The 24208-nt window shown below is 57.8% G+C and carries 22 protein-coding genes and 1 tRNA gene; 11 read left to right on the top strand and 12 right to left on the bottom strand.

The features are described from left to right. Positions 1-36: 36 nt before the first annotated feature. Positions 37-804, bottom strand: coding sequence for an SDR family oxidoreductase (locus ACK5JN_RS14435; RefSeq protein ID WP_416870822.1), 768 nt, complete (start codon positions 802-804; stop codon positions 37-39). Between the two features lie 22 nt (positions 805-826). Beyond that, complete coding sequence (tesA, locus tag ACK5JN_RS14430; protein WP_416870821.1) at positions 827-1459, bottom strand: multifunctional acyl-CoA thioesterase I/protease I/lysophospholipase L1; 633 nt, start codon at positions 1457-1459, stop codon at positions 827-829. Here tesA and ybbA point away from each other — a divergent pair. The 3 genes from ybbA (at position 1427) to ACK5JN_RS14415 (ending at position 5928) form a co-directional block, all read left to right on the top strand. Next, a complete protein-coding gene (ybbA, locus tag ACK5JN_RS14425; protein WP_416870820.1) occupies positions 1427-2113 on the top strand; it encodes a putative ABC transporter ATP-binding protein YbbA in 687 nt (228 codons plus the stop codon). The genes tesA and ybbA overlap by 33 nt on opposite strands. After that, positions 2110-4524: a putative ABC transporter permease subunit YbbP gene (ybbP, locus tag ACK5JN_RS14420; RefSeq protein ID WP_416870819.1), complete on the top strand. Its 2415-nt coding sequence runs from the start codon at positions 2110-2112 to the stop codon at positions 4522-4524. The genes ybbA and ybbP overlap by 4 nt, the downstream gene beginning before the upstream one ends. A gap of 261 nt (positions 4525-4785) precedes the next feature. After that, positions 4786-5928, top strand: a complete 1143-nt coding sequence (locus ACK5JN_RS14415) for a porin (protein WP_416870818.1) — start codon at positions 4786-4788, stop codon at positions 5926-5928. A gap of 103 nt (positions 5929-6031) precedes the next feature. Here the strand turns inward: ACK5JN_RS14415 and mnmH are convergent, their stop codons facing one another. From mnmH to ppiB, 5 genes are all read right to left on the bottom strand, one after another. Then, the gene (mnmH, locus tag ACK5JN_RS14410; RefSeq protein WP_416870817.1) at positions 6032-7120 is read right to left on the bottom strand and encodes a tRNA 2-selenouridine(34) synthase MnmH; all 1089 of its coding nucleotides are present in this window, start codon (positions 7118-7120) and stop codon (positions 6032-6034) included. Positions 7121-7226: 106 nt separating this feature from the next. Further along, the gene (gene purK, locus ACK5JN_RS14405; RefSeq protein ID WP_416870816.1) at positions 7227-8294 is read right to left on the bottom strand and encodes a 5-(carboxyamino)imidazole ribonucleotide synthase; all 1068 of its coding nucleotides are present in this window, start codon (positions 8292-8294) and stop codon (positions 7227-7229) included. Further along, entirely contained in the window at positions 8291-8800 is a 510-nt protein-coding gene (gene purE, locus ACK5JN_RS14400; RefSeq protein ID WP_416870815.1) for a 5-(carboxyamino)imidazole ribonucleotide mutase, read from the bottom strand. The genes purK and purE overlap by 4 nt, the downstream gene beginning before the upstream one ends. Before the next feature lie 119 nt (positions 8801-8919). Then, entirely contained in the window at positions 8920-9642 is a 723-nt protein-coding gene (lpxH, locus tag ACK5JN_RS14395; RefSeq protein ID WP_416870814.1) for a UDP-2,3-diacylglucosamine diphosphatase, read from the bottom strand. A gap of 3 nt (positions 9643-9645) precedes the next feature. Then, a complete protein-coding gene (gene ppiB / locus ACK5JN_RS14390) occupies positions 9646-10140 on the bottom strand; it encodes a peptidylprolyl isomerase B (protein ID WP_416870813.1) in 495 nt (164 codons plus the stop codon). Between the two features lie 185 nt (positions 10141-10325). Here ppiB and cysS point away from each other — a divergent pair, with 185 nt between their 5' ends. Beyond that, positions 10326-11711 carry a cysteine--tRNA ligase gene (cysS, locus tag ACK5JN_RS14385; protein WP_416870812.1) on the top strand — a complete coding sequence of 462 codons (1386 nt, stop codon included), beginning with the start codon at positions 10326-10328 and terminating at the stop codon, positions 11709-11711. Positions 11712-11761: 50 nt separating this feature from the next. Here the strand turns inward: cysS and ACK5JN_RS14380 are convergent, their stop codons facing one another. The 3 genes from ACK5JN_RS14380 to folD form a co-directional block, all read right to left on the bottom strand. Continuing rightward, a complete protein-coding gene (locus tag ACK5JN_RS14380; protein ID WP_416870811.1) occupies positions 11762-12283 on the bottom strand; it encodes a metal-dependent hydrolase in 522 nt (173 codons plus the stop codon). Between the two features lie 129 nt (positions 12284-12412). Continuing rightward, positions 12413-12625 (bottom strand): ribosome-associated protein YbcJ, encoded by a 213-nt coding sequence (gene ybcJ / locus ACK5JN_RS14375; RefSeq protein WP_061497011.1) that lies wholly within the window; start codon positions 12623-12625, stop codon positions 12413-12415. Between the two features lies 1 nt (position 12626). Next, positions 12627-13493 (bottom strand): bifunctional methylenetetrahydrofolate dehydrogenase/methenyltetrahydrofolate cyclohydrolase FolD, encoded by an 867-nt coding sequence (folD, locus tag ACK5JN_RS14370; protein ID WP_416870810.1) that lies wholly within the window; start codon positions 13491-13493, stop codon positions 12627-12629. 253 nt (positions 13494-13746) lie between these two features. On the opposite strand from folD, the gene ACK5JN_RS14365 reads away from it, so the two are divergent. Then, positions 13747-13823, top strand: a tRNA-Arg gene (locus ACK5JN_RS14365). Positions 13824-14145: 322 nt separating this feature from the next. Here ACK5JN_RS14365 and ACK5JN_RS14360 read toward each other — a convergent pair. Then, entirely contained in the window at positions 14146-14709 is a 564-nt protein-coding gene (locus ACK5JN_RS14360; protein WP_416870809.1) for a YrbL family protein, read from the bottom strand. 477 nt (positions 14710-15186) lie between these two features. Here ACK5JN_RS14360 and sbmC point away from each other — a divergent pair, with 477 nt between their 5' ends. Next, the gene (gene sbmC / locus ACK5JN_RS14355) at positions 15187-15657 is read left to right on the top strand and encodes a DNA gyrase inhibitor SbmC (RefSeq protein WP_416870808.1); all 471 of its coding nucleotides are present in this window, start codon (positions 15187-15189) and stop codon (positions 15655-15657) included. 38 nt (positions 15658-15695) lie between these two features. On the opposite strand, the gene ACK5JN_RS14350 is transcribed toward sbmC, so the two are convergent. Beyond that, complete coding sequence (locus ACK5JN_RS14350) at positions 15696-16523, bottom strand: EamA family transporter (RefSeq protein WP_416870807.1); 828 nt, start codon at positions 16521-16523, stop codon at positions 15696-15698. Between the two features lie 284 nt (positions 16524-16807). Between ACK5JN_RS14350 and ACK5JN_RS14345 the strand changes: the two genes are divergently transcribed. From ACK5JN_RS14345 to ACK5JN_RS14325, 5 genes are all read left to right on the top strand, one after another. Further along, the gene (locus ACK5JN_RS14345; protein ID WP_416870806.1) at positions 16808-19006 is read left to right on the top strand and encodes a TonB-dependent receptor; all 2199 of its coding nucleotides are present in this window, start codon (positions 16808-16810) and stop codon (positions 19004-19006) included. Positions 19007-19151: 145 nt separating this feature from the next. Beyond that, a complete protein-coding gene (gene pheP / locus ACK5JN_RS14340; RefSeq protein ID WP_416870805.1) occupies positions 19152-20543 on the top strand; it encodes a phenylalanine transporter in 1392 nt (463 codons plus the stop codon). A 155-nt stretch (positions 20544-20698) separates the two neighbouring features. Then, complete coding sequence (locus ACK5JN_RS14335) at positions 20699-21940, top strand: MFS transporter (protein ID WP_416870804.1); 1242 nt, start codon at positions 20699-20701, stop codon at positions 21938-21940. A gap of 16 nt (positions 21941-21956) precedes the next feature. Next, positions 21957-22985, top strand: a complete 1029-nt coding sequence (locus ACK5JN_RS14330) for a sugar phosphate isomerase/epimerase family protein (RefSeq protein WP_416870803.1) — start codon at positions 21957-21959, stop codon at positions 22983-22985. Further along, complete coding sequence (locus tag ACK5JN_RS14325) at positions 22982-24133, top strand: Gfo/Idh/MocA family protein (protein WP_416870802.1); 1152 nt, start codon at positions 22982-22984, stop codon at positions 24131-24133. The genes ACK5JN_RS14330 and ACK5JN_RS14325 overlap by 4 nt, the downstream gene beginning before the upstream one ends. Positions 24134-24208 lie beyond the last annotated feature (75 nt).

Genomic DNA, 24208 nt, shown 5'->3' with positions numbered 1-24208 from the left:
GTATTCGAGATGGGGGCAAAAACGTGCGCTTCAACGCTACCCCTGCAGAATTTTGTCCATCGCGCGCCCCGGCAGCAGGCGCTTCAGCCAGCTTACGGCGTGGGTGACCAGCGTCACCGGATAGCGTAATTTTGGTTTATCGCTGATAAAGGCGTGGCGCACTTTTTCCACCACCGCGTCCGGGCCGAGGGTAAAACGAGCGGCGATCCCCGGGTTCTCGACGCGCTGGTCGCTGGTCTGATTGACGTTGTCGGTAAAGCGGGTGCGAATCGGGCCGGGTTCAATCAGGCTGACCTTGACGCCGGAATGGCGCAGCTCCATGCGCAGCGCGTCGGACCACGCCTCCAGCGCATACTTGCTGGCCGCATAGGCACCGCGGCCCGGGGTAGAAATCAACCCCATCACCGATGAGGTCATCACAATTCGCCCTTCGCCGTGGGGCACCATGGCGGGCAGCAGACGCATCGTTAGCTGATGGGCGCCAAAAAAGTTGGCGGAAAACTGCTGCTCCATTTGCTCGCGGCTGATGCTGGTCAGCGGGCCATACACACCGTAGCCGGCGTTGTTGAACAGGCCAAACAGGCGATTATGGGTGAGGGCGATCACCTCTTCGGCGGCGCTATCGATGCTCTCCGGGCTGTCGAGATCGAGCAATACGCCGGTAAATCCCATGCCGTTCATTCGCTTCACATCATCAGGCTTACGGCAGGCGGCCAGCACGCGAAAGCCCTGGCGTTTCAGCTCAAGCGCGCTTTCCAGGCCAATTCCGCTGGAACATCCTGTAATTAAGACCGATTTTTGCATAACTTTACCTGAAGACACCGCTTTACTTTCCGGCGTCGTGATTAACTAATGGAGCCAGACGTGTCGCCATCCAGTCGGCAATAAACGGCTGGGCGTCACGGTTGGGATGAATGCCATCATCCTGCATCCACTGCGGCTTGAGGTAGACCTCTTCCATAAAGAAGGGCAGCAGTGGAATAGAGAATTCGCTGGCGAGCTTGGGATACACCGCGCTAAAGGCCTCATTATAGCGGCGTCCGTAGTTTGCGGGCAGAGCAATTTGCATTAACAGCGGCTGCACGTTAGCGGCTTTGACCTGCTGCAAAACGGTGCGCAGGGTCTGTTCAATCTGCTGCGGTGGAAAACCGCGCAGGCCATCGTTGCCGCCAAGCTCTACCAGCACCCAGCGCGGCTGGTGCTGTTTGAGCAGCGCCGGTAAGCGCGCCAGCCCCTGCTGGGCGGTGTCGCCGCTGATGCTGCCGTTAACGACTTTGATATCAGGCTGCCACTTATCGTTTAACAGGGCAGGCCAGGCGGTATTCCCCGCCATGCGGTAGCCCGCGCTCAGGCTATCGCCGAGAACTAACAGCGTGTCCGCCGCCGCGGCGCGAAGGCTAAACAGCATTAAAAACAGGAAAGGCAAATGCCAGCGGAAAACGTACTTGAAGTGCATCATCTTAAGAAATCCGTCGGTCAGGGGGAGCATGAGCTTTCCATCCTTACCGGAGTTAACCTGATTGTCAAACCGGCGCAAACCCTTGCTTTAATTGGCGAGTCGGGTTCCGGCAAGTCGACGCTGCTGGCGATCCTTGCCGGGCTGGACGACGGCAGCAGCGGTGAAGTAAAGCTGCTAGGGCAGCCGTTGCACAAAATGGACGAAGAGGCGCGAGCGCGCCTGCGCGCTCAGCACATCGGCTTTGTGTTTCAATCCTTTATGTTGATTCCCACGCTGAACGCGCTGGAAAACGTCGAATTACCGGCGCTGCTGCGCGGCGAAAGCGACGCGCAAAGCCGACAGGGGGCGAAGGCGCTGCTGGAACAGCTTGGTCTTGGAAAACGCCTCCAGCATCTTCCCGCCCAGCTTTCCGGCGGCGAGCAGCAGCGTGTGGCGCTGGCCCGCGCGTTTAACGGCCGTCCGGATCTCCTGTTTGCCGACGAACCAACCGGTAACCTCGACCGTCATACCGGCGATAAAATCGCCGACCTGCTGTTTTCACTCAACCGCGAGCATGGCACCACGCTGATTCTGGTCACCCACGACGCTCAGCTGGCCGCCCGCTGCGACCGCCGTCTGCGTCTGGTCGACGGGCAGCTCAGGGAGGAAGCATGATCTTACGCTGGTTCTGGCGCGAGTGGCGCTCGCCGTCGCTGCTGATTGTCTGGATGGCGTTAAGCCTGGCGGTGGCCTGCGTGCTGGCGCTGGGGAGCATCAGCGACCGCATGGAGAAAGGGCTTAATCAGCAAAGCCGTGAATATATGGCGGGCGACCGGGTGCTGCGCAGCTCGCGTGAAGTGCCGCAGGAATGGCTGGAGAAAGCCCGCGTGCTGGGGCTGACGGTGGGCGAGCAGATTAACTTCTCCACCATGACCTGGGCGGGCGATACCCTGCAGTTAGCGGACGTGAAGGCGGTGGACGATAGCTATCCGCTGTACGGCCAGCTGGAAACTACGCCGGCTAGCCTGAAGCCAGCCGCCGGAACGGTGCTGCTGGCGTCGCGTCTGCTGGCGCTGCTGAACCTGAAGCCTGGCGACAATATCGACGTTGGCGACGCCACGCTGCGCATTGCCGGGGAAATCGTCCAGGAGCCGGACAGCGGCTTTAACCCGTTCCAGATGGCCCCGCGGCTGATGATGAACCTGGCGGACGTGGCGAAAACCGGCGCGGTGCAGCCCGGCAGTCGGGTAAGCTGGCGCTATATGTTCGCCGGTAACGCCTCGCAGCTGGCCAGCTACGAAAGCTGGCTTCTGCCGCAGCTGAAGCCGGAGCATCGCTGGCTTGGCCCGGATCAGGATGATGGCGCGCTGGGCAAATCGTTGCAGCGCTCGCAGCAGTTTTTACTGCTGTCGGCGCTGCTGACGCTGCTGCTGGCGGTGGCTGCCGTGGCGGTGGCGATGGGGCACTATTGCCGCAGTCGTTACGATCTGGTGGCCATTCTCAAAACGCTGGGGGCCGGTCGCGCGCAGCTGCGTAAGCTGATTATCGGTCAGTGGGTGCTGCTGCTGGCGCTTTCCGCACTGGCTGGCGGCGCGATGGGCCTGCTGTTTGAGTCTATTCTGCTGACCTTGCTGAAGCCGGTGCTGCCCGCGGCGCTGCCCGCCGCCAGCGCCTGGCCGTGGCTGTGGGCGGTGGGGTCGATGACGGTGATTTCCCTGCTGGTGGGCCTGCGCCCGTACCGGCTGCTGCTGGCCACCCAGCCGCTGCGCGTGCTGCGTCAGGATAGCGTGGCTAACGTCTGGCCGCTAAAAATCTATCTGCCGCTGGTCACCGTGGTGACCGTCCTGCTGCTGGCATGGCTGATGGGCGGTAGCCCGCTGCTGTGGTCGGTTCTGGCCGGTGCGGTGGTGCTGGCGGCGCTGTGCGGCCTGGTCGGCTGGCTGCTGCTGAAGGTGCTTAAGCGCCTGACTCTGCGCGCGCTGCCGCTGCGTCTGGCGGTTAACCGCCTGCTGCGCCAGCCGTGGTCAACGCTGAGTCAGCTGGCGGCCTTCTCGCTGTCGTTTATGCTGTTGGCGCTGCTGCTGGTGCTGCGCGGCGACCTGCTGGACCGCTGGCAGCAGCAGCTGCCGCCGGAAAGCCCGAACTATTTCCTGATCAACATCGCCCCGGAGCAGGTCAGTGAGGTGAAAACCTTCCTTGCCGAGCATCAGGTGATCCCGGCGGCGTTCTACCCGATTGTTCGCGCGCGGCTGACGCAGATTAACGGCCAGAGTACCGAAGGCAATAAGGATGAGTCGCTCAACCGCGAGCTGAACCTGACCTGGCAAAACCAGCGTCCGGCGCATAATCCGCTGGTGGCGGGAAGCTGGCCGCCAAAGGCTGGGGAGGTCTCGATTGAAGAGGGGCTGGCGCAGCGCCTGAAGATTCGCATTGGCGATAGCGTCACCTTTACCGGCGACACGCAGGACTTTAGCGCGAAGGTCAGCAGTATCCGCAAGGTCGACTGGGAGAGCCTGCGGCCGAACTTCTTCTTTATCTTCCCGGACGGTGCGCTGGACGGTCAGCCGCAGAGCTGGCTGACCAGCTTCCGCTGGGATCGCGGCAACACGCTGCTGACGCAGCTTAACCGTGAGTTCCCGACGGTGAGCCTGCTGGATATTGGCGCGATCTTAAAGCAGATTGGTCAGGTGCTGGCGCAGGTGAGCCGGGCGCTGGAGGTGATGGTGGTGCTGGTGACCGCCTGCGGCGTACTGCTACTCCTGGCGCAGGTGCAGGTGGGTATGCGTCAGCGTCATCAGGAGCTGGTGGTGTACCGCACGCTCGGCGCCGGGAAGTCGCTGCTGCGGATGACGCTGTGGGCCGAGTTTGCCCTGCTGGGTGCTATTTCCGGCCTGGTGGCGGCCATCGGCGCGGAGACGGCGCTAGCGATGCTGCAAACCCACGTGTTCGACTTCCCGTGGTCGCCGGACTGGCGGCTGTGGGTGGCGTTGCCGCTCAGCGGCGCGTTCCTGCTGTCGCTGTGCGGCGGCGGTTTAGGTTTGCGGCTGTTAAAAGGTAGGGCGCTGTTCCGCCAGTTTTCCAGTTAGTCTGTGGCCTGTAGTTTCCCGGGGTCGGCGTGAACGCCTCGCCCGGGCTACCAATGACCCGTAGCCCGGGCGAGCGCAAGCGACCCCGGGTTGCCCCATTTTTGTTTATCCTTTCATCATGTTGCCTTTTTTATGGCACCTTTCGGTAATTCTGGAAACCTAAGTCGCACGTTTTATTAAAAATCAGCGAGGTGGAATTTATTAATAAACGATAATATTTGTAAGCCAGATAGTTGGCTATAAATCTATCAAGGAAAAATAATGACTATAAAAATGAAAGCACTGGCGTTATCGATCGGTGCTGCAGTGGCTTTAACGTCTTTCGCATCCCAGGCTGAAATTACCCTGCTCAAGCAGGATCCTCAGGCCGGGAACCCGCTTAGCCGTCTGAATTTCACCGTGGGCGGCAGTATTCGTCCGCAGTTCAACATGATGACCGGCGACGGCGACAAAGGCTCTTACAAACGTAATGGCTTCGACGGCGGCACCCGTTTCCGCTTCGCCGCAGATTACTACCTGTTCGATGACATTAGCTGGGTCAGCTACTACGAGCTGGGCGTGAACATTCCGGCGGTCTTCGACTGGGATAACCACTACGCTGAAGGCGCCAACGACACCACCCGTCGTATGCTCTACACCGGCCTGAAGAGCGATACCTGGGGTACGCTGACCTTCGGTCAACAGAACAGCATCTACTACGATGTGGTCGGTGCGAAAACCGATATCTGGGACTATGACATGATTGGTCAGGCGCCGGGTAACGGTATCAACGGCGACTACGATGGCTCCTATCGTACCCGTAAATCCCTGAAGTATAAGAAAACCGTAGGCGATGTGGATCTCTACGCCTCTTACCTGTTCAGCGACGATCTGAACCTGAACAACGGCCTGATGTACAAACGTAAAGGCGGCGGTTCACTGGGCGTGGATTACCATATCACCGACGACCTCTCCTGGGGTACGGCGTGGAACTATACCCGTGCGGATATGAATACCACTTACAACAACGACGGTAAAACCTACGATCAGAACATCCTCGGTACCGCGCTGAGCTGGACCCCGGATAACTGGACGTTCTCCGTTGGCGGCGGCTGGTATCAGAACTTTATGACCACCAAAAAATCATCCGTTCACGACTACTTCGCGGGCGATGCGTGGGGTATTGAATACTTCGCGGGTTACAAAATTCCGGTGGGCCAGTACGCGCTTAAATCCGTTCAGCCGTACTTTATGGGTGACCGTATTGAATACGTGAATGGTCGCAACTACCAGCGCATCGATAACGGCGTGGGTATCAGCTTCCAGCTGGATTATGGTTTCCGCGTGGACTACGAACACGTGTTTACTTCCAGCACCGACGATCTGGGCGATATGAACCTGGTGCGTCTGCGTTACGATTTCTAAACGCAACAGTAACGCCGGGCATCCCCGGCGTCACTGCGTTCGGCTGGGCTACATTGCATTTTTGTAGCCCGGCCGAGGTGCGCGAGCACCGACTCCGGGAGCGCTACTGCGTTGCCGCCAACCACTCCGTTACCGCCTCCGACGTTCCCCGAAACACAATCTTGTCGGCTTTCTTCTCCAGCTGATAGCAATACATCGGATCGTAATACTCGTTTAATAACGGCACCAGCCAGGCAAAATGCGCCTCGGTAGCGCCAGTGCGCTGCTGTTCCGCCAGCGCCTCGTCGAGCGTCGCCGTCAGTTCAGCAAAGCGCTGTAATCCCAGACGACGGCGAATAGCGAACAGGCCGTGATGCAGATATTCACTGTACTCCAGCCAGCCTTTTTCTTCGCCGTAGGCGGCGAGGAAATCGTGATGCATGCCGGTGAAATACTCTTCGCGCAGGCGCTCAAGACGCAGATCGAACGGATCTTCCACCACCGCGATCGGCGACTCGGCCATTCGATCCCGCAGGCATTCCGGCAGATGATTGGCGCCGATCATCCGGCCTTCATCTTCCAGCACCCAGCGCACGTTGTCCCGCTGATGCGCGTCCTTAAGCAGCGCGGTGGCCAGATGATTTTCAAAGGTGGCCTGGGAAAACTGCGCGTTGAGCGTGCGGCCAAACGACGAACCGCGATGGTGCGCCAGCCCTTCCAGGTCGATCCCCAATGGCTGCTGGCGAACCAGCGGCGTTTTACCGTTGCCGGTGCAGCCGCCGATCAGCACGATCGGGTGACGAACCAGATCTTCCGTGGCCTGCATTGCCGCCAGACGCAGCGCTTTGTAACCGCCGACGATCAGCGGATAGTCGACGCCCTCGGCTTTCAGCCAGCTTTGGCTAATATGCGAACGCTGCCCGCCGCGCGCGCAGCACAGGTAGCCCTGCGGCACCTGGCGGCAGGCCTCCAGCCAGGCGTCGATACGCTGCCGGCGCGTTTCGCCAGAGACCAGTTCATGCCCCAGCGCCAGCGCGGCTTCCGGCCCCTGACGTTTATAACAGGTACCGACGGCGGCGCGTTCTTGATCGTTCATTAACGGCAGGTTGACGGCGGCGGGCATCGCGCCATGGGCAAACTCAACCGGCGCGCGAACGTCAATGATGGGCGTTTCTGCGCGCAGAATCGCGCAGTAATCCGTCCCATTTTTCATGGGGCAATCCTTCTCTAACAATGTGCGGTAAGGCGGTCAGGGCAGGATTTTACGCTTCAAGGAGGGGGCCGGGGAAGCGTTAGATACTTTCCCCGGCACGAAAGGCCTATTTCAGACGCGCCTGCGCCCAGGCAATGCCGCTGGCATATTCGCCCGGCAGCAGCGGAACCAGCGCTTCCAGCGTCGCGCTCAGGCGGCCCGTGTCGCTGTCGTTAAGATTCAGGTGGCCCACTTTACGGCCCGGACGCACCTCTTTGTCATACCAGTGCAGATGCACCAGCGGCAGCTTCAGCCAGTCGTAGTTCAGGTCGCTGCCAATCAGGTTGACCATCACCGACGGGCTGTTAACCACCGGCGGCGGTAGCGGCAGGTCGGTAATGGCGCGCAGATGCAGCTCGAACTGGCTGATGGAGGCACCGTTTTGCGTCCAGTGGCCGCTGTTGTGCACGCGCGGGGCCAGCTCGTTGATCAGCAGGCCGCCCGGGGTGACGAAGCATTCCATCGCCATCACGCCAACGTAGTTCAGCTCCTGCATAATGGCGCTGAGCATGGCTTCCGCCTGCGCCTGCTGCTCGGCATCGGCCTGCGGGAAGGCCACGCTCATCCGCAGAATGCCGTCCTGATGCAGGTTATGGGTCAGCGGATAGAACACGGTGCTGCCGTCGTGAGCGCGGGCACCAACCAGCGACACTTCGCCGGAGAAGTTAATGCCCTGCTCAACGATGCACTCGCCGTAGCACTCATCCGGCAGCTGTGCGGTATCGTCTTTACGCAGACGCCACTGGCCGCGGCCGTCGTAGCCGCCGGTGCGGCGCTTAACGATCGCCAGCTCGCCCAGACGGTCAAAAACGCCCGGCCACTCATCGGCGCTGGCCAGCAGCTGCCACGGCGCGGTCGCCAGGCTGAGTTTATCGAACAGCTGCTTTTGCGTCAGACGGTCAGCAATAATCGGGAAAACGTCGCGATTCACAAACGCGGTATGTTCCGCCAGCTCACGGGTGAGGGCGGTTTCCGGCCAGCGCTCGATTTCCGCGGTGATCACGCTCTGCTGAAACGGCACGGCGGCCGGGTCTGCTTCTAAACCCACCGGCCAGACCGCGATGCCCAGCGGCTCGCCGGCCTGACGCAGCATGCGGCCCAGCTGACCGTTGCCCAGCACGCAGACCTGCTTCATGCGGCACCTCGTGGATCCGGGTTATCCAGCACTTCATCGGTTTGCGCTTTACGCCAGTCGGCGAGGCGTTGATGCAGCTCGGCGTCGTGCTGAGCCAGAATCTGTGCGGCAAGCAGGGCGGCGTTCGCGGCACCGGCTTTACCGATCGCCAGCGTACCGACCGGAATTCCGCGCGGCATCTGAACGATGGAATAGAGGCTGTCGACACCGCTTAATGCGGCGCTCTGTACCGGCACGCCCAGCACTGGAACCAGCGTTTTGGCGGCAATCATTCCGGGTAAATGCGCAGCGCCGCCGGCACCGGCAATAATCACCTGATAACCGTTGCTTTCGGCGCCTTCGGCGAAGCTGAACAGTTTATCGGGGGTGCGGTGGGCGGAAACCACTTCAACATGGTGAGGAACGTTCAGAATATCGAGGATTTCTGCGGCGAACTGCATGGTAGCCCAGTCGCTTTTGGACCCCATCACGATGGCGATACGTGCCGGATTATTGCGGGAAGACATGCGTCTTAAAACTCCTGTGGGTGTGCTGCACACGACGTTAGAGGCCACAGAGAATAACACGGAAAACGGGCAAGGAAAACGGTTGCGTCACCGTGGGACGGCCCATTACGGCGGAAAAATTAAAACGGGAAGGGGATCAGTTCAACGTCGTCCGCGGTCACTTTGACCATGGAACCGTGGCTGTGCCATGCGCCGAGCACCACGCGGTGCGCCAGCTCGTCGTTGGCGCTGAGCGTGTGGATATCCGGGCGATGGGTATGGCCGTGAATCAGCCACTGCACCTGATGCTTTTCCATCACCTCAACCACCGCCTGCGGGTTGACGTCCATGATTTCCATCGATTTGCTGCTGTTGGCGGCCTTGCTGTCGTTACGCATTTTCTGCGCAATACGGCGGCGGACAAACAGCGGCAGGGCGAGGAACAGCGTCTGGATCCACGGGGTATGCACTTTAGCGCGAAAGGCGAGGTAGCCTGGGTCGTCGGTGCAGAGCGTGTCGCCGTGCATAATCAGCACCCGGCGGCCATACAGATTGAGCACCTGCTCCTCAGGCAGCAGCTGCATGCCGCTCTCAAGGGCAAAGCGCTTGCCGATCAGGAAATCACGGTTGCCGTGAATAAAGAAGCAGGGGACGCCGGAATCAACCAGCGATTTAATGGCAGCAGCCATTTCACGGTGCAGCGGGTTGGGGTCGTCGTCGCCAATCCAGGCTTCAAACAGGTCGCCTAAGATGTACAGCGCGTCGGCCTGACGAGCTTCACCGCGTAAAAAACGCAGAAAACCGGCGGTAATCGCCGGTTCTTCTGTTTGCAGATGCAAATCTGCAATAAAGAGTGTCGCCACCAATTACTCGCTGACGGTCACGCTTGTAATCACAACGTCTTCTTTTGGAACGTCCTGATGCATACCGCTGCGGCCGGTAGAAACGCCTTTGATCTTGTCAACCACGTCCATGCCTTCAACCACTTCAGCAAACACGCAGTAGCCCCAACCCTGCAGGCTTTCGCCGGAGAAGTTCAGGAAGTCGTTGTCTGCAACGTTGATAAAGAACTGCGCGGTTGCGGAGTGCGGAGCCTGGGTACGCGCCATCGCCAGCGTGCCACGGGTGTTTTTCAGGCCGTTGTTCGCTTCGTTTTTGATCGCTTCTTTGGTGTTTTTCTGCTTCATGCCCGGCTCGAAGCCGCCGCCCTGAATCATAAAACCATTGATAACACGGTGGAAAATCGTGTTGTCGTAGAAACCTTCGCGGCAGTAGTCCAGGAAGTTTTTGACTGTTTCCGGCGCTTTGTCGTCGAAAGTTTTGATAACGATGTCGCCGTGATTAGTGTGGAAAGTAACCATTTCTGCATCCTGTTCCGTTTAGAGTGGTGCTTTAGCCCGCCTGTGGGCGGCATATAGGCGTCTGTTATAGCATAACCGACAACATCGATCACCTTGCATTGTGTGCTGCTTCCGGGTTGAATTACGGGTAGAATATGCCGTTTCAGGCGAAAGCCCGGTTCACACACGTAAACATGGAATTCTCGATGCTAAAAATCTTCAACACAATGACCCGCCAAAAAGAGGAATTTAAGCCCATTCATGCCGGAGAAGTTGGCATGTACGTGTGTGGTATCACCGTTTACGATCTCTGTCATATCGGCCATGGCCGTACCTTCGTCTCCTTTGACGTCGTCGCGCGCTACCTGCATTTCCTCGGCTATAAGCTGAAGTACGTGCGCAACATCACCGATATCGACGATAAAATTATCAAACGCGCCAACGAGAACGGCGAAAGCTTCGTCGCGCTGGTGGATCGCATGATTACCGAGATGCACAACGACTTCGACGCGCTGAATATTCTGCGTCCGGATCAGGAGCCGCGCGCCACGCATCACATCCACGAGATCATTGAAATTACCGAGCAGCTGATCGCCAAAGGCCACGCCTACGTGGCGGACAACGGCGACGTGATGTTCTCCGTGCCGACCGATCCGAACTACGGCAAGCTGTCGCGTCAGGATCTGGACCAGCTGCAGGCCGGCGCGCGCGTCGACGTGGTTGACGTGAAGCGTAACCCGATGGACTTCGTGCTGTGGAAAATGTCCAAAGCGGGCGAGCCGAGCTGGCCGTCCCCGTGGGGCGAAGGGCGTCCGGGCTGGCACATTGAATGTTCCGCCATGAATTGCAAGCAGCTGGGCAACCATTTCGATATTCACGGTGGCGGTTCGGATCTGATGTTCCCGCACCATGAAAACGAAATCGCCCAGTCTACCTGCGCGCACGACGGCGAGTACGTGAACTACTGGATGCACTCCGGCATGGTAATGGTTGACCGCGAAAAGATGTCAAAATCGCTGGGTAACTTCTTTACCGTGCGCGACGTGCTGAAATACTACGACGCCGAAACCATCCGCTACTTCCTGATGTCCGGCCACTACCGTAGCCAGCTGAACTACAGCGAAGAGAACCTCAAGCAGGCGCGTTCCGCGCTGGAACGTCTGTATACCGCGCTGCGCGGCACCGACAAATCCGTCGCGGCGGCGGGCGGCGAAGCGTTCGAAGCGCGCTTTATCGAAGCGATGGACGACGATTTCAACACTCCGGAAGCCTACTCCGTGCTGTTCGATATGGCGCGTGAAGTGAACCGTCTGAAAACCGAAGATGCGCAGGCGGCCAACGCGCTGGCGTCGCATATGCGTAAGCTCGCTTCGGTACTCGGCCTGCTGGAGCAGGAGCCGGAACTCTTCCTGCAAAGCGGTGCGCAGGCGGATGACGGTGAAGTGGCGGAAATTGAAGCGTTGATCCAGCAGCGTCTGGACGCGCGCAAGGCGAAAGACTGGGCGGCGGCCGACGCCGCGCGTGACCGTCTCAATGAGATGGGCATCGTGCTGGAAGACGGCCCGCAGGGCACCACCTGGCGCCGTAAGTAAGCATTATCCCCTCTCACCCTCGGGGAGAGGGGCTTCCCTTCTAATACCCTTTAGCGTCTTCGCCACCACAGCCAGGCCATTACAATGGCTGCCGGCAGCCACACCCACAGAAGCTCAGAAATGATCACCTGATGCCCATATGGCGTGGTATAGCGCGAAAGCGCAAACGGCGCGACCTTAATTACCTGCCACGGCGCGAAAAAGCGTTCATCCGACCACGGCCACAGCCAGCCGACGCCTTTGCCGCCGGTGGTGATGGAATCCAGCAGGCTATGCGACAGCAGCGAAACCGTCAGAAAAAGCCAGCAGCGCATCAGCCCAGCCTTAAACCATTTACGTCCCACCAGAACGCAGATTAACGGCACGACAAAGGCGAAAAGCAGCGAGTGGGTAAAGCCGCGGTGGCCGAATATATTGCCGTAGGCGATACCGAATTTAAAGGCCAGCACGTCGGCGTCGGGCAGCATCGCCAGCGCCACGCCCGCGAACAGCAGGCGTGGCGGAATAACGCGGGTGCCGAGCCCTAAACCAAGGCACAGCGGAACGGCGGCATGGGTTACGATTGTTGGCATCGGGCGTCCGTTGTAGCAGAGGAAATACAGAGTATGACCGCTGAACGGGATGAATGCAGCAGGGTGTTAATCTGAATTTTGCGGGATAAAACCCGGCATCGCGCCGCGAAGCCGGGTGACTGGCAGGATTTAAGCGGTAACGGTGATGCTCTGGCCTTCAAAACTCACGGTTTGACCCGCGACAATTTTGCAGCGTTTGCGGGTTTCTACAGCGCCGTCTACTTTGACCAGACCGTCGGCGATGGCGATTTTCGCCTGTGCGCCGCTTTCGCTCCAGCCTTCCAGCTTCAGTAAGTCACAGAGTTCCACATGCGGATGCTTACCCAAAGAAAATGTTGCCATCTTATGCTTTCTCCACGTCGTGATACTCTTCACAAGCCTGTAAGGTGTTTTCAATCAGGGTGGCGACGGTCATTGGCCCGACGCCGCCCGGTACCGGTGTGATGTAAGACGCGCGCGCGGCGGCATCTTCAAACACCACATCGCCGACTACTTTACCGTTTTCGAGACGATTAATCCCGACATCAATGACGATCGCGCCTTCTTTAATCCACTCGCCCGGAATAAAGCCCGGTTTACCGACCGCGACGATCAGCAGATCGGCATGCTCAACGTGGTGACGCAGGTTTTTGGTAAAGCGGTGGGTGACGGTGGTGGTGCAGCCCGCCAGCAGCAGCTCCATGCTCAGCGGACGGCCAACGATATTGGATGCGCCAATCACCACGGCGTTCAGGCCGTAGGTGTCGATGTTGTAGCGCTCCAGCAGGGTGACGATACCGCGCGGCGTGCACGGGCGCAGGCGCGGCGCGCGCTGGCACAGGCGGCCCACATTGTACGGATGGAAGCCGTCGACGTCTTTATCCGGCGCGATGCGCTCAAGGACCTTAACGTTATCAATGCCCGCCGGCAGCGGAAGCTGGACCAGAATGCCGTCGATGGTGGTGTCGGCGTTCAGGGTGTCAATCAGCGTCAGCAGTTCGGCTTCGGACGTGGTTTCCGGCAGATCGTAGGAGCGGGAGACGAAGCCCACCTCTTCGCAGGCTTTACGCTTGCTGCCGACATAAATTTGCGAGGCCGGGTTGCTGCCAACCAGCACAACGGCAAGCCCAGGGGCGCGTTTTCCAGCGGCGACGCGCGCCTTCACTTTTTCCGCAACCTCAGAGCGCACCTGCTGCGCAATCGTTTTACCGTCAATAATCTTTGCTGCCATCAGGGAAAATTATCCATCTGTCATTCACGAAGGGGGGATGCACATATTTTGTCAGATGCGAGGCTTGCTGTCAGGTATCGTTTGCGAGTTTTCATCGGAAAGTCATTTTGCCGAAGAGTTGAGCGATAGTTGGTCGCACTTTATCCATCGCCGTCGGCGACGCAGGTTTCCGGAGGAAATGGATTGACTCACCTGTCAGTGACCGTATAATTCGACGCGTTTCACCCCATCATGAAGTTTTGACTTCCTCAGTGCGCCCTTAGCTCAGTTGGATAGAGCAACGACCTTCTAAGTCGTGGGCCGCAGGTTCGAATCCTGCAGGGCGCGCCATTTCAAATCATACGCATACACAATGCTCAACAAACACGCACACCACTGCGCGCACACTTCCACTTAATTGCGTATCAAATTTTTTTTGGGAAAGTTTAAGGTGCTGGTTTACATATCGGCAGGCAGGTCCTGAAATATATATTGATAGGTAGTTTCGACGACATGATTTTATGTCAGATGAATTTGAAAACGCTCAACTCGGATAAAAAGAGGTCGGCGCCTAAACGTCTTATTTAATTTGAAGTCAAATGACTTGTTTTTATTAAAATGGCGTCATTTGAGTCGTTTTATTCCCCGCCCATCAGGACGGGGCCTTGAGATATTAGTTGTTGTGGTGTCCGATGTGCTTTGAAAAAGCTCTCCATTTCTTTTTCTGCTTGTAGATGCAAATTTTTTTCGACAGTCTGGCGAGTGGAATGAATATTGCCTCGCCGATATTATCAACAATGACGAGCTTTATCTTTCCACAACTGTGAGTCTGGCAGAGGATGTTTTGTGGCTTGATAGTCATCGTTATCAGTTGGTTTTGGTATATCGATTGCTCCAGCTCGTTAAGAGCGTAGCTAATGGATTTGATGTCGTTGCCTTCCTGGATGAAAGTAGAGAGCGGTTTTGATACCCTTCCATCATAATCTCTTATTATATCATATACATAACCTTGTCCAATGTCCGTTTCAACAACGCCGTGGTAGCGGGGGAGAATGGACCAGTCCCGCATTTTCTTTGATAGGCGCTTATAGTATTTTAACTCGCGAACAATTTCTTTAGCACCTCCCGTGTTGTAATTATAGACGATCTTAATGCACTGCTCTTTATTGGCAGGGTTTTCGTAACACGCTCTGTGCGCCCCTTTTCCTAAAGGTTCTCTATCAGACAGGACTATCATTTTATTTCCGTGAGATATTAAAAATTTAAGAGCATTCTACGTATGTATGCTTTATTAATTTTGCGTTCGGTCAATGGTGCGCTCTGCATTTAATCTGTTTGTTAGAATGCGGGTATTTAATTATATTATTCTCTTATTTATGTTCAGGTATAACCTGATAATGAGTAGGGTGACTATTGCTCCTCAAATATATAGCTATTAATTTCATCGTCTGAGAACAGTGGGTATTCATTACTTCATCCCGAAATATCTACAGGAGGTAATGGTATTGGTATTATGTCAATTTTTGGAAATGCACGATTTTGGTCAGGAGGATAAGCTCCAGGAGCCCTATAACGGTTCTGTGCCTTTCTGGCGGGACGCAAGTGCACTTTAGCAAGAGTGCGAATTTGCTCACATAATGTTCAGAATGCGGTTGTCGTAATTCAGTTACGATGAATATACTGTATACATTTACAGTGTGATTCTGGAGGCAGCATGGAATACGAAGTCAAGCAGGTTGCAGCGCGTAAAATTGCCGGTTTTCATATGGTTGGGCCGTGGGAACAAACGGTCAAGCAGGGTTTTGAACAGCTGATGATGTGGGTTGACGGCCAGCAGATCCCCGTCATGGAGTGGCTGGCCGTGTATTACGACAATCCGGATGAAGTACCGGCGGAAAAGCTGCGCTGCGATACCGTGGTGTCGGTCGCCGATGATTTTGTTATTCCGCCGAACAGCGAAGGGGTGATGATGTCGGAGGTGGCGGGCGGCCTGTATGCGGCGGCGCGCGCGCGGGTTATCGATCACGATTTTTCCACGCCCTGGTATCAGTTTTTCGATAGCGTCCTGAAAGATGAGGCTTACCAGATAGCGCCGAAGCCCTGTCTGGAGATCTACCATAATAACGGCGCGGAAGACGGCTACTGGGATATTGAAATGTTTGTCGCCGTGGAGCCAAAGGCGTAATGAAACAACGCCAGTTCGCGCGGTGCTGGCTGCGTAGGCTATCGCCGACGATCGGCCATAATCACCAGCCCGATACCTGAGAGGGTAAGGGCGATAGCCAGCAGCATCCGCAGACCCAGCGGTTCGCCCATAAAGACTAACCCGCCCAGCGCCGCAAGACAGGGAACGCTCAGCTGTAGCGTGCTGGCGGTGGCCGGGCTAAGCTGCGGTAACAGTGAATACCACAGCAGATACGCGCCGCCGGACATCAGCGCGCCGGAGATCACCGCTAACAGCAGCCCAACGCTATCGGCGTGAACCTGCGTACCGCCAGGCACAAATACCACCAGCGCCATCGGCACGGCCAGCGTAAAGTTGCCCGCGGTGGCCGCCGCCGCGTTGTTGACCTTTTTACCGGTAATGCAGTAGGCGGCCCAGGCCGCGCCGGAGACCATCATCAGCAGCGCCGCGCCGCCGGAAGGATGGCCTGCGCCCGGCAAGAGCAGCAGCGCCAGCCCGGCCATCGCCCCCAGCATGCCCACGCTTTTTAGCCACGTCAGCCGCTCGCCGCGCATCAGCCCCCAGCCGGTCATCACGCACTGCACCGTACCGAACAGCAGCAGCGCCCCGGCGGCGGCGGTTAAGGAAAGATAAGCGAGAGAAAAGGCAAACACGTAAACCGCCAGCAGCGCCGCGTTCAGCAGGTTGAATTCCGGCCTTTTTCTGATGCCGGGCAGCCTCAGCAGAATCAACAGCGCCACCGCGCCGCTCACTAAGCGCACGCTGCTAAAGGAAACGGCATCCATATGCATGCCCTTCAGCGCCAGCCGACAAAGCAGAGAGTTGGCGGCAAATGCGGCCATGGCAAGCAGGATTTTGAGCAGCACGGAGAATTCCTCGAAATAAAGTGAGCGAATTATGCCGCAAGCCGCCGCGCGCCGCGCCACCGTTTTGTGCGTCAAAGGGGCTAAGAACATGTATTGAGTATGGTTATTGTATTTGGTTACGTCTATTTACGCTTGATTACGGAAAGATAATGAGTATAGTTCTCAGTCTCTTTTTTATTCACTTATATGGCACAGTCGGCCCAGTAATCGGTGAGGATATTTCACAGGGGGATTCTGCGGCGTGAAGTTCCGACCAACCGACTGCCGGCATCGGTGAATTTTTGATGGCTACCGGGAATCCTCTTATGAAAACCAAACTCTCCGTGCTGGCTCTGGCGATAAGCGCCGTGATGCCTGCCGCCTATGCCGATGATGCAACGGCGACAAAAAAACAACCCGAAACGATGATCGTTCAGGGCGTTGACGGCAGCGACTTTAAAGCCGGCGGCGAACAGCTGGTGCCAGCGTACATGGACGGGCAGGTGGCCCACGGTGGGCGCGTTGGGATGCTGGGCGAACAAAAATCGATGGACGTGCCGTTTAACGTTATCGGCTACACCTCGAAGCTGGTCGAGGATCAGCAGGCCAAAACCATCGCCGACGTAGTGAAGAACGATGCGGGCGTGCAGGCGGTACAGGGCTACGGGAACTTTGCCGAAACCTACCGCATTCGCGGCTTTAAGCTCGACGGCGACGACATGACCATGGGCGGCCTTTCCGGCGTGGTGCCGCGTCAGGTGATGGACACCCAAATGCTGGAGCGCATTGAAGTCTTCAAAGGGGCGAACGCGCTGGTCAACGGCGCGGCCAGCTCCGGCGTGGGCGGCATGATTAACCTCGAGCCAAAGCGCGCCGAAGATATCCCGACGACGCGCGTCGGTGTGGATTATACCGGTGACTCGCAGGTTGGCGGGGCGCTGGACGTTGGCCGTCGTTTCGGCGATGACAACCAGTTCGGCGCGCGGGTGAACGTGCTGCACCGCGAAGGGGAAGGGCGTATCGATAATGATAATCGCCGTACCACGCTGGCCTCCATCGGGCTCGACTACCGCGGCGATCGCTTCCGCTCCTCTTTCGATTTTGGCTACCAGAAAAAAACCTTCCACGGCGGTGAGATGGGCGTCGGTTTTGCGGCGATTGACGAAGTGCCAGCGGTGCCGAGCAACAGTAAAAATACCGGCCAGAAGTGGGGCTACAGCGACATCGAAAACGAATTCGGTATGGCGAAAGCGGAGTACGATCTTAACGATAGCTGGACGACCTACGCCGCTTTAGGCGGGCAGCATGCACACGAACTGGGGACCTACGGCGCGCCGAAACTCACCAATATCAACGGTGACGCGACCATCAGCCGAATGGACACCAACCGTATTATCGACAGCTTTAGCGGGATGGGCGGTATACGCGGCAGCTTTGACACCGGCGTGGTGTCGCACAAGGTGAACGTGGGTTATTCCGCGCAGATCCGCCGCGATGCCACCGCCTGGCGCATGTCAAACAGCAAAAGCAACCCGGCGGTCAATATCTACGACAACCACGATGTGGCGATGCCGGACTACGCCTCGGTGGGCGGTAACTATCATGACCCGCTGACCACCTCACGCAACCGCACGCAGGGCTGGCTGATTAGCGACACGCTGGGCTTCTTTGACGATACCGTGCTGTTTACCGCCGCGGCGCGCCATCAAAAGGTGGTGATTCGTAACTACAGCAATGAAACCGGCCTGGAGACGACGTCATCAAGCTTTACCGAAAGCCGCTGGATGCCAACCTTTGGTCTGGTCTACAAGCCGTGGGAAACGGTATCGCTGTACGCCAACCATACGGAAGCGCTTCAACCAGCGAGTAATGCGCCAAAAACGGCGAAAAACTACGGCCAGAGCATCGGGATTGCCCATTCTAAACAGGATGAAGTGGGCGTGAAAATTGACTACGCCCGCGTCGGCGGCTCGCTGTCGCTGTTCCAGATCACCAAACCGTCCGGGGTTCTGGATAACGACGACTACTACCGTATGGACGGCGAGCAGCGTAACCGCGGTCTCGAGCTGAACGTCTTCGGGGAACCGGTACTCGGCCTGCGTCTCAACGGCAGCACGCTGTGGATTGATCCTGAGATGACCAAAACCGCTGGCGGCCTGAACGATGGCCACGACGCTATCGGCGTGTCCCGCTTCTATGCGGTGCTGGGCGCGGAGTACGACATCAAACCGGTTGACGGCTTAACCGCCACCGCGCGCGTTAACTACACCGGCTCGCAGTATGCCGATACCGCCAACACCAAGAAACTCGACAGCTACACGACGCTGGATTTAGGCATGCGTTATCGCATGCGCCTCAACCAGGAGCAGAACGATCTGGTGTGGCGCGTGGGCGTAACCAACGTGACCAATGAAAAATACTGGTCCGGCGTCGATGATACCGGCGTTTACCTCTATCAGGGCGAGCCGCGCACGCTGAAAGTCTCGGTCAGCTACGACTTCTAAGTCATTGCAAAAATAAGGTTATTGCCCCGGAAGCCCGTGCTTTCCGGGGCTTTTTATTACCGGACTGCGGGTACCGATAGCCTTGCGACAAGCCGCGCTAAGTGTTAAAAGGTGCCCCTTCCTATAAAAGCTACAGGGGTTAGACGTGAAAAACGCGTCCTCAGCATCCAGCCAGAATCAACCGGATGCTTCGTCGGAGCAGGGGCCGACGCTTCACCGCGGGTTACAAAACCGCCATATTCAACTTATTGCCCTCGGGGGCGCTATCGGCACCGGCCTGTTCCTCGGCATCGGCCCGGCTATTCAGATGGCAGGCCCGGCGGTGGTGCTCGGCTATGCGATTGCCGGGATCATCGCGTTTCTGATTATGCGCCAGCTTGGCGAGATGGTCGTTGAGGAACCGGTATCCGGTTCGTTTGCCCATTTTGCTTATAAATACTGGGGGCCGTTCGCCGGTTTTCTTTCCGGCTGGAACTACTGGGTGATGTTCGTGCTGGTGGGAATGGCCGAACTGACCGCCGCCGGGATCTATATGCAATATTGGCTGCCAGACGTGCCGACCTGGGTCTGGGCCGCAGGCTTCTTTATCCTGATCAACGCCGTGAACCTGGTTAACGTGCGCATGTACGGTGAAACCGAGTTCTGGTTTGCGCTGATTAAGGTGCTGGCGATTATTGGTATGATCGGCTTTGGCATCTGGATGCTGACCACCGGCCGCGGTGGCGATCATGCCAGCATTGATAACCTCTGGCGCGACGGCGGTTTCTTTGCCACCGGCTGGAAGGGGCTGATTCTGTCGCTGGCGGTCATCATGTTCTCCTTCGGCGGGCTGGAGCTTATCGGCATTACGGCAGCGGAAGCGCGCAGCCCGGAAACCACCATCCCGAAAGCGGTTAACCAGGTGGTTTATCGTATCCTGCTGTTTTACATCGGTTCGCTGATTGTTCTGCTGGCGCTGTATCCGTGGCAGGGCGTGAAGTCCGACAGCAGCCCGTTTGTGATGATCTTCCATAATCTTGACAGCAACGTTGTGGCATCTGCACTGAACTTCGTCATTCTGGTGGCCTCATTATCGGTTTATAACAGCGGCGTGTACTCCAATAGCCGGATGCTGTTCGGCCTCTCCGTGCAGGGCAACGCGCCGCGCTTCCTGACCCGGGTGAGTCGCCGTGGCGTGCCGGTAAATTCGCTGCTGCTGTCTGGCGCGATCACCTCGCTGGTGGTGCTGGTGAACTATCTGCTGCCGCAGAAAGCCTTTGGTTTGCTGATGGCGCTGGTGGTGGCGACGCTGCTGCTGAACTGGATCATGATCTGCATGGCGCACCTCAAGTTCCGCGCCGCCATGCGCCGTAAGGGCCGCGAGCCGAAGTTCAAAGCGCTGCTGGCGCCGGCCAGTAACTATATCTGCATCGCGTTCCTGCTGATGATCCTTGGGCTGATGTGCACCATGGACGGCATGCGCCTGTCGGCGATTCTGCTGCCGGTGTGGGTACTGTTTCTGTTCGTGGCCTTCAAAACGCTGCGCCGTAAGGCCTAAGTCGCCAACGCCGGGGCATTCGCCCCGGCGATCTCTTTCTCTCTTTTATCGTGACCGCTCTCCCAAATTCGGATCAACCTGCGGGAACTTATTTTTGTAATCGATTACTTTTTATTTGAACTGTTTTGTAATCGATTACTTTTGAGGGTGAGAAAATGGTCTCAACAACGGAAAGTCGTGAGCATAGCGGCGTACAGCACCGGCTGTTAGTCCCGCGCCTGTCGTTAATGATGTTTATGCAGTTTTTTATCTGGGGAAGCTGGTCGGTCACGCTCGGACTGGTGATGACGCAGTACAACATGTCGCTGCTGATTGGCGACGCTTTCTCCGCGGGGCCGATTGCCTCGATTCTCTCGCCGTTCGTGCTGGGGATGCTGGTTGACCGCTTCTTTGCCTCGCAAAAGGTGATGGCGGTGATGCACCTGCTGGGCGCGGCGATTCTGTGGTTTGTACCGCAGGCGCTGGTGGCGGAAAACGGCGCGTTGCTGATATCGCTGCTGTTTGGCTACACGCTCTGCTACATGCCGACGCTGGCGCTGACCAACAATATTGCGTTCCACAGCCTGAAAAATATTGATAAAACCTTCCCGGTGGTACGCGTCTTCGGCACCATCGGCTGGATTATCGCGGGCATCTTTATCGGCGTGACCGGTATTTCTGATACCACCGGCATCTTTACGCTGGCGGCGCTGTGTTCAGTGGTGCTGGCGGTCTACAGCCTGACGCTCCCCCATACCCCGGCCCCGGCGAAAGGCCAGCCGCTGAAGCTGCGCGATCTGTTCTGCGCCGATGCCTTCGCGCTGCTCAAAACCCGCCACTTCCTGGTCTTTGCCGTCTGCGCCACGCTGATTTCCGTCCCGTTGGGCACTTACTACGCCTATACCGCGTCGTATCTGGCGGATGCCGGCGTGGCGGATGTGAGCACCGCGATGTCCTTCGGTCAGATGTCTGAAATCTTCTTTATGCTGATTATCCCGCTGCTGTTCCGCCGCCTGGGCGTCAAGTACATGCTGCTGATCGGCATGCTGGCGTGGTTCGTGCGCTACATGTTCTTTGCGCTGGGTATCAATGAAGAGACGCGTTTCCTGCTGTACCTCGGCATTCTGCTGCACGGCGTGTGCTACGACTTCTTCTTTGTGGTGGGCTTCATCTATACCGACCGCGTGGCGGGCGAAAAGGTCAAAGGGCAGGCGCAAAGCATGGTGGTGATGTTTACCTACGGCATCGGCATGCTGCTCGGATCGCAGATTTCCGGCGCGCTGTACAACCATCTGGTGGCTGGCCAGACCGTTCCGGCGGCGTGGGTCAATTTCTGGTGGATCCCCGCCGTTGCGGCGGTAGTGATTGCTTTAGTTTTCCTTGTTTCGTTTAAGTACGACGAGCAAGAACAGGCGTAAATTTTAAGGAGGTGGCATGAAAACCATCAAGGGACCGGGCATTTTTCTGGCGCAGTTTATCAGCGGGCAGCCGCCGTTTAATACGCTCGACGGGCTGGCCGAGTGGGCGGCGGGGCTGGGCTTTAAAGCGCTACAGCTGCCGTGCAACCACCCGGCCATATTCGATCTGACGCAGGCGGCTGCGAGCCAAACCTACTGCGACGATATCGCCGGTCGGCTGGCGGAGCGTGGCCTGGTGATTAGCGAACTGTCAACGCATCTGGAAGGGCAGCTTGTGGCCGTTAACCCGGCCTACGACAGCGCTTTCGATGCCTTTGCGCCAGCGGCGTTGCGTGGTCACCCGGCGGCGCGTCAGCAGTGGGCAGTGGAGAGCGTCAAAAAAGCGGCGCAGGCCTCAGCCCGACTGGGGCTGAAGGCGCATGCGACTTTCTCCGGGGCGCTGGCCTGGCCCTATTTTTACCCGTGGCCGCCGCACAATGCGACGCTGCTGGACGACGCGTTTAACGAGTTGGCCCGTCGCTGGCGGCCAATTCTGGACTGCTTTGACGAGCACGGCGTCGACCTGTGCTACGAAATTCATCCCGGTGAGGATCTGCACGACGGCGTAACGTTCGAGCGTTTTCTGCATAAGCTGGATAATCACCCGCGCTGCCACATGCTGTACGACCCGAGCCATCTGCATTTGCAGAATATTGATTACCTTAACTATATCGATATCTACCATTCGCGTATCCGCGCCTTCCACGTCAAAGACGCGGAGTTCGAACGCAACGGGCGCAGCGGCGTCTACGGCGGCTACCAGAACTGGGCCGATCGCGCCGGGCGTTTCCGCTCGTTGGGCGACGGCGATATCGATTTCAAAAAGATATTCAGCAAATTAACCCAGCATGATTTCGACGGCTGGGCGGTGATGGAGTGGGAGTGCTGCCTGAAGGACGCGCAGACCGGCGCGCGCGAAGGCAGCGAATTTATTCAGCGGCATATCATCCCCGTCTCCGCGCGGGCGTTTGATGACTTTGCCGCCGGTAGCGAGGTTCGCGGATGATTCAGGTGGGTATTGTTGGTTCAGGTTTCATTGGCCCGGCGCATATTGAAGCGCTGCGGCGGCTGGGGTTTGTGGAGGTAGTGGCGCTGTGCGATGCCTCGCTGGAGCAGGCGCAGGCCAAAGCGCAGCAGCTCAATATTCCGCACGCTTACGCGGACGTTGACGCGCTGCTGGCGCATCCGGGGCTACAGGTCGTGCATAACTGCACGCCCAATTTTCTGCATGCGTCGGTCAACCGGCAGATTTTACGCGCGGGAAAACACGTCTTCTCTGAGAAACCGCTGTGCATGACGCCGGAAGAGGCGCGCGAACTGGAACAGATGGCGCGGGAGGCGGGCGTGGTCCACGGCGTCAGCTTCGTCTATCGCCAGTTTGCCATGGTACAGCAGGCGGCCAGCATGATGCGCGCAGGCCAGGCCGGGCGGCTGTTTTCAACCTACGGCGGCTATCATCAGGACTGGATGCTGCTGGAAAACGATTTTAACTGGCGAGTCGATGCGGAGCAGGGCGGCGTATCGCGCGCGGTGGCCGACATCGGATCGCACTGGTGCGACACGGTGCAGTTTGTTACCGGGCGGCGGATTGTGGAAGTGATGGCGGATCTTGCCATCGTCTGGCCGACGCGTAAGGCCAGCCTCACGGCGCGGTCCTCGTTCAGCGGGCCGCAAGACGGGGCGCAGTATCGCGATGTCCCGGTCACCACGGAGGACGCCGGTTCCGTGCTGTTCCGCTTCGACGACGGCAGTAAAGGCTGTTTCAGCGTCTCGCAGGTCAGCGCCGGGCGTAAAAATCGCCTGCATTTTGATATTAACGCCAGCGCCTGTTCGCTGGCCTGGGATCAGGAGACGCCGCAGCAGCTGTGGATTGGCCATCGCGATCGGCCAAACCAGCTGTTGAGCGACGACCCTGGGTTGCTTAACCGCGATGTTGCCGGGCAGGCGCACTTCCCCGGCGGCCATAATGAAGGCTGGCCGGACGCGTTTAAAAACATGATGGGCAATTTCTATCAGGCGGTGCAGAGCGGGGAAATGCCCGCTGCCGGAGAACGGCGTTTTGCTTCGTTCATTGACGGTGCAAATGTTATGTATATCATTGATGCTATTGTAAAAAGCCATCAGCAGCGGTGCTGGGTTAGCGTCGAACAATAACCCTGTGCCCGGTACGCCGGGCACGCTTTTTGTGGTAGCCTGCACGCAAAGCGTTAACTGCAGGGAACGGCGTTG

It is taken from the genome of Kluyvera sp. (genome assembly GCF_047971185.1).
Lineage (GTDB): Bacteria > Pseudomonadota > Gammaproteobacteria > Enterobacterales > Enterobacteriaceae > Kluyvera.
The sequence above is the reverse complement of the archived record's forward strand: the minus strand, read 5'-3'. Positions and strand labels throughout refer to the sequence as shown.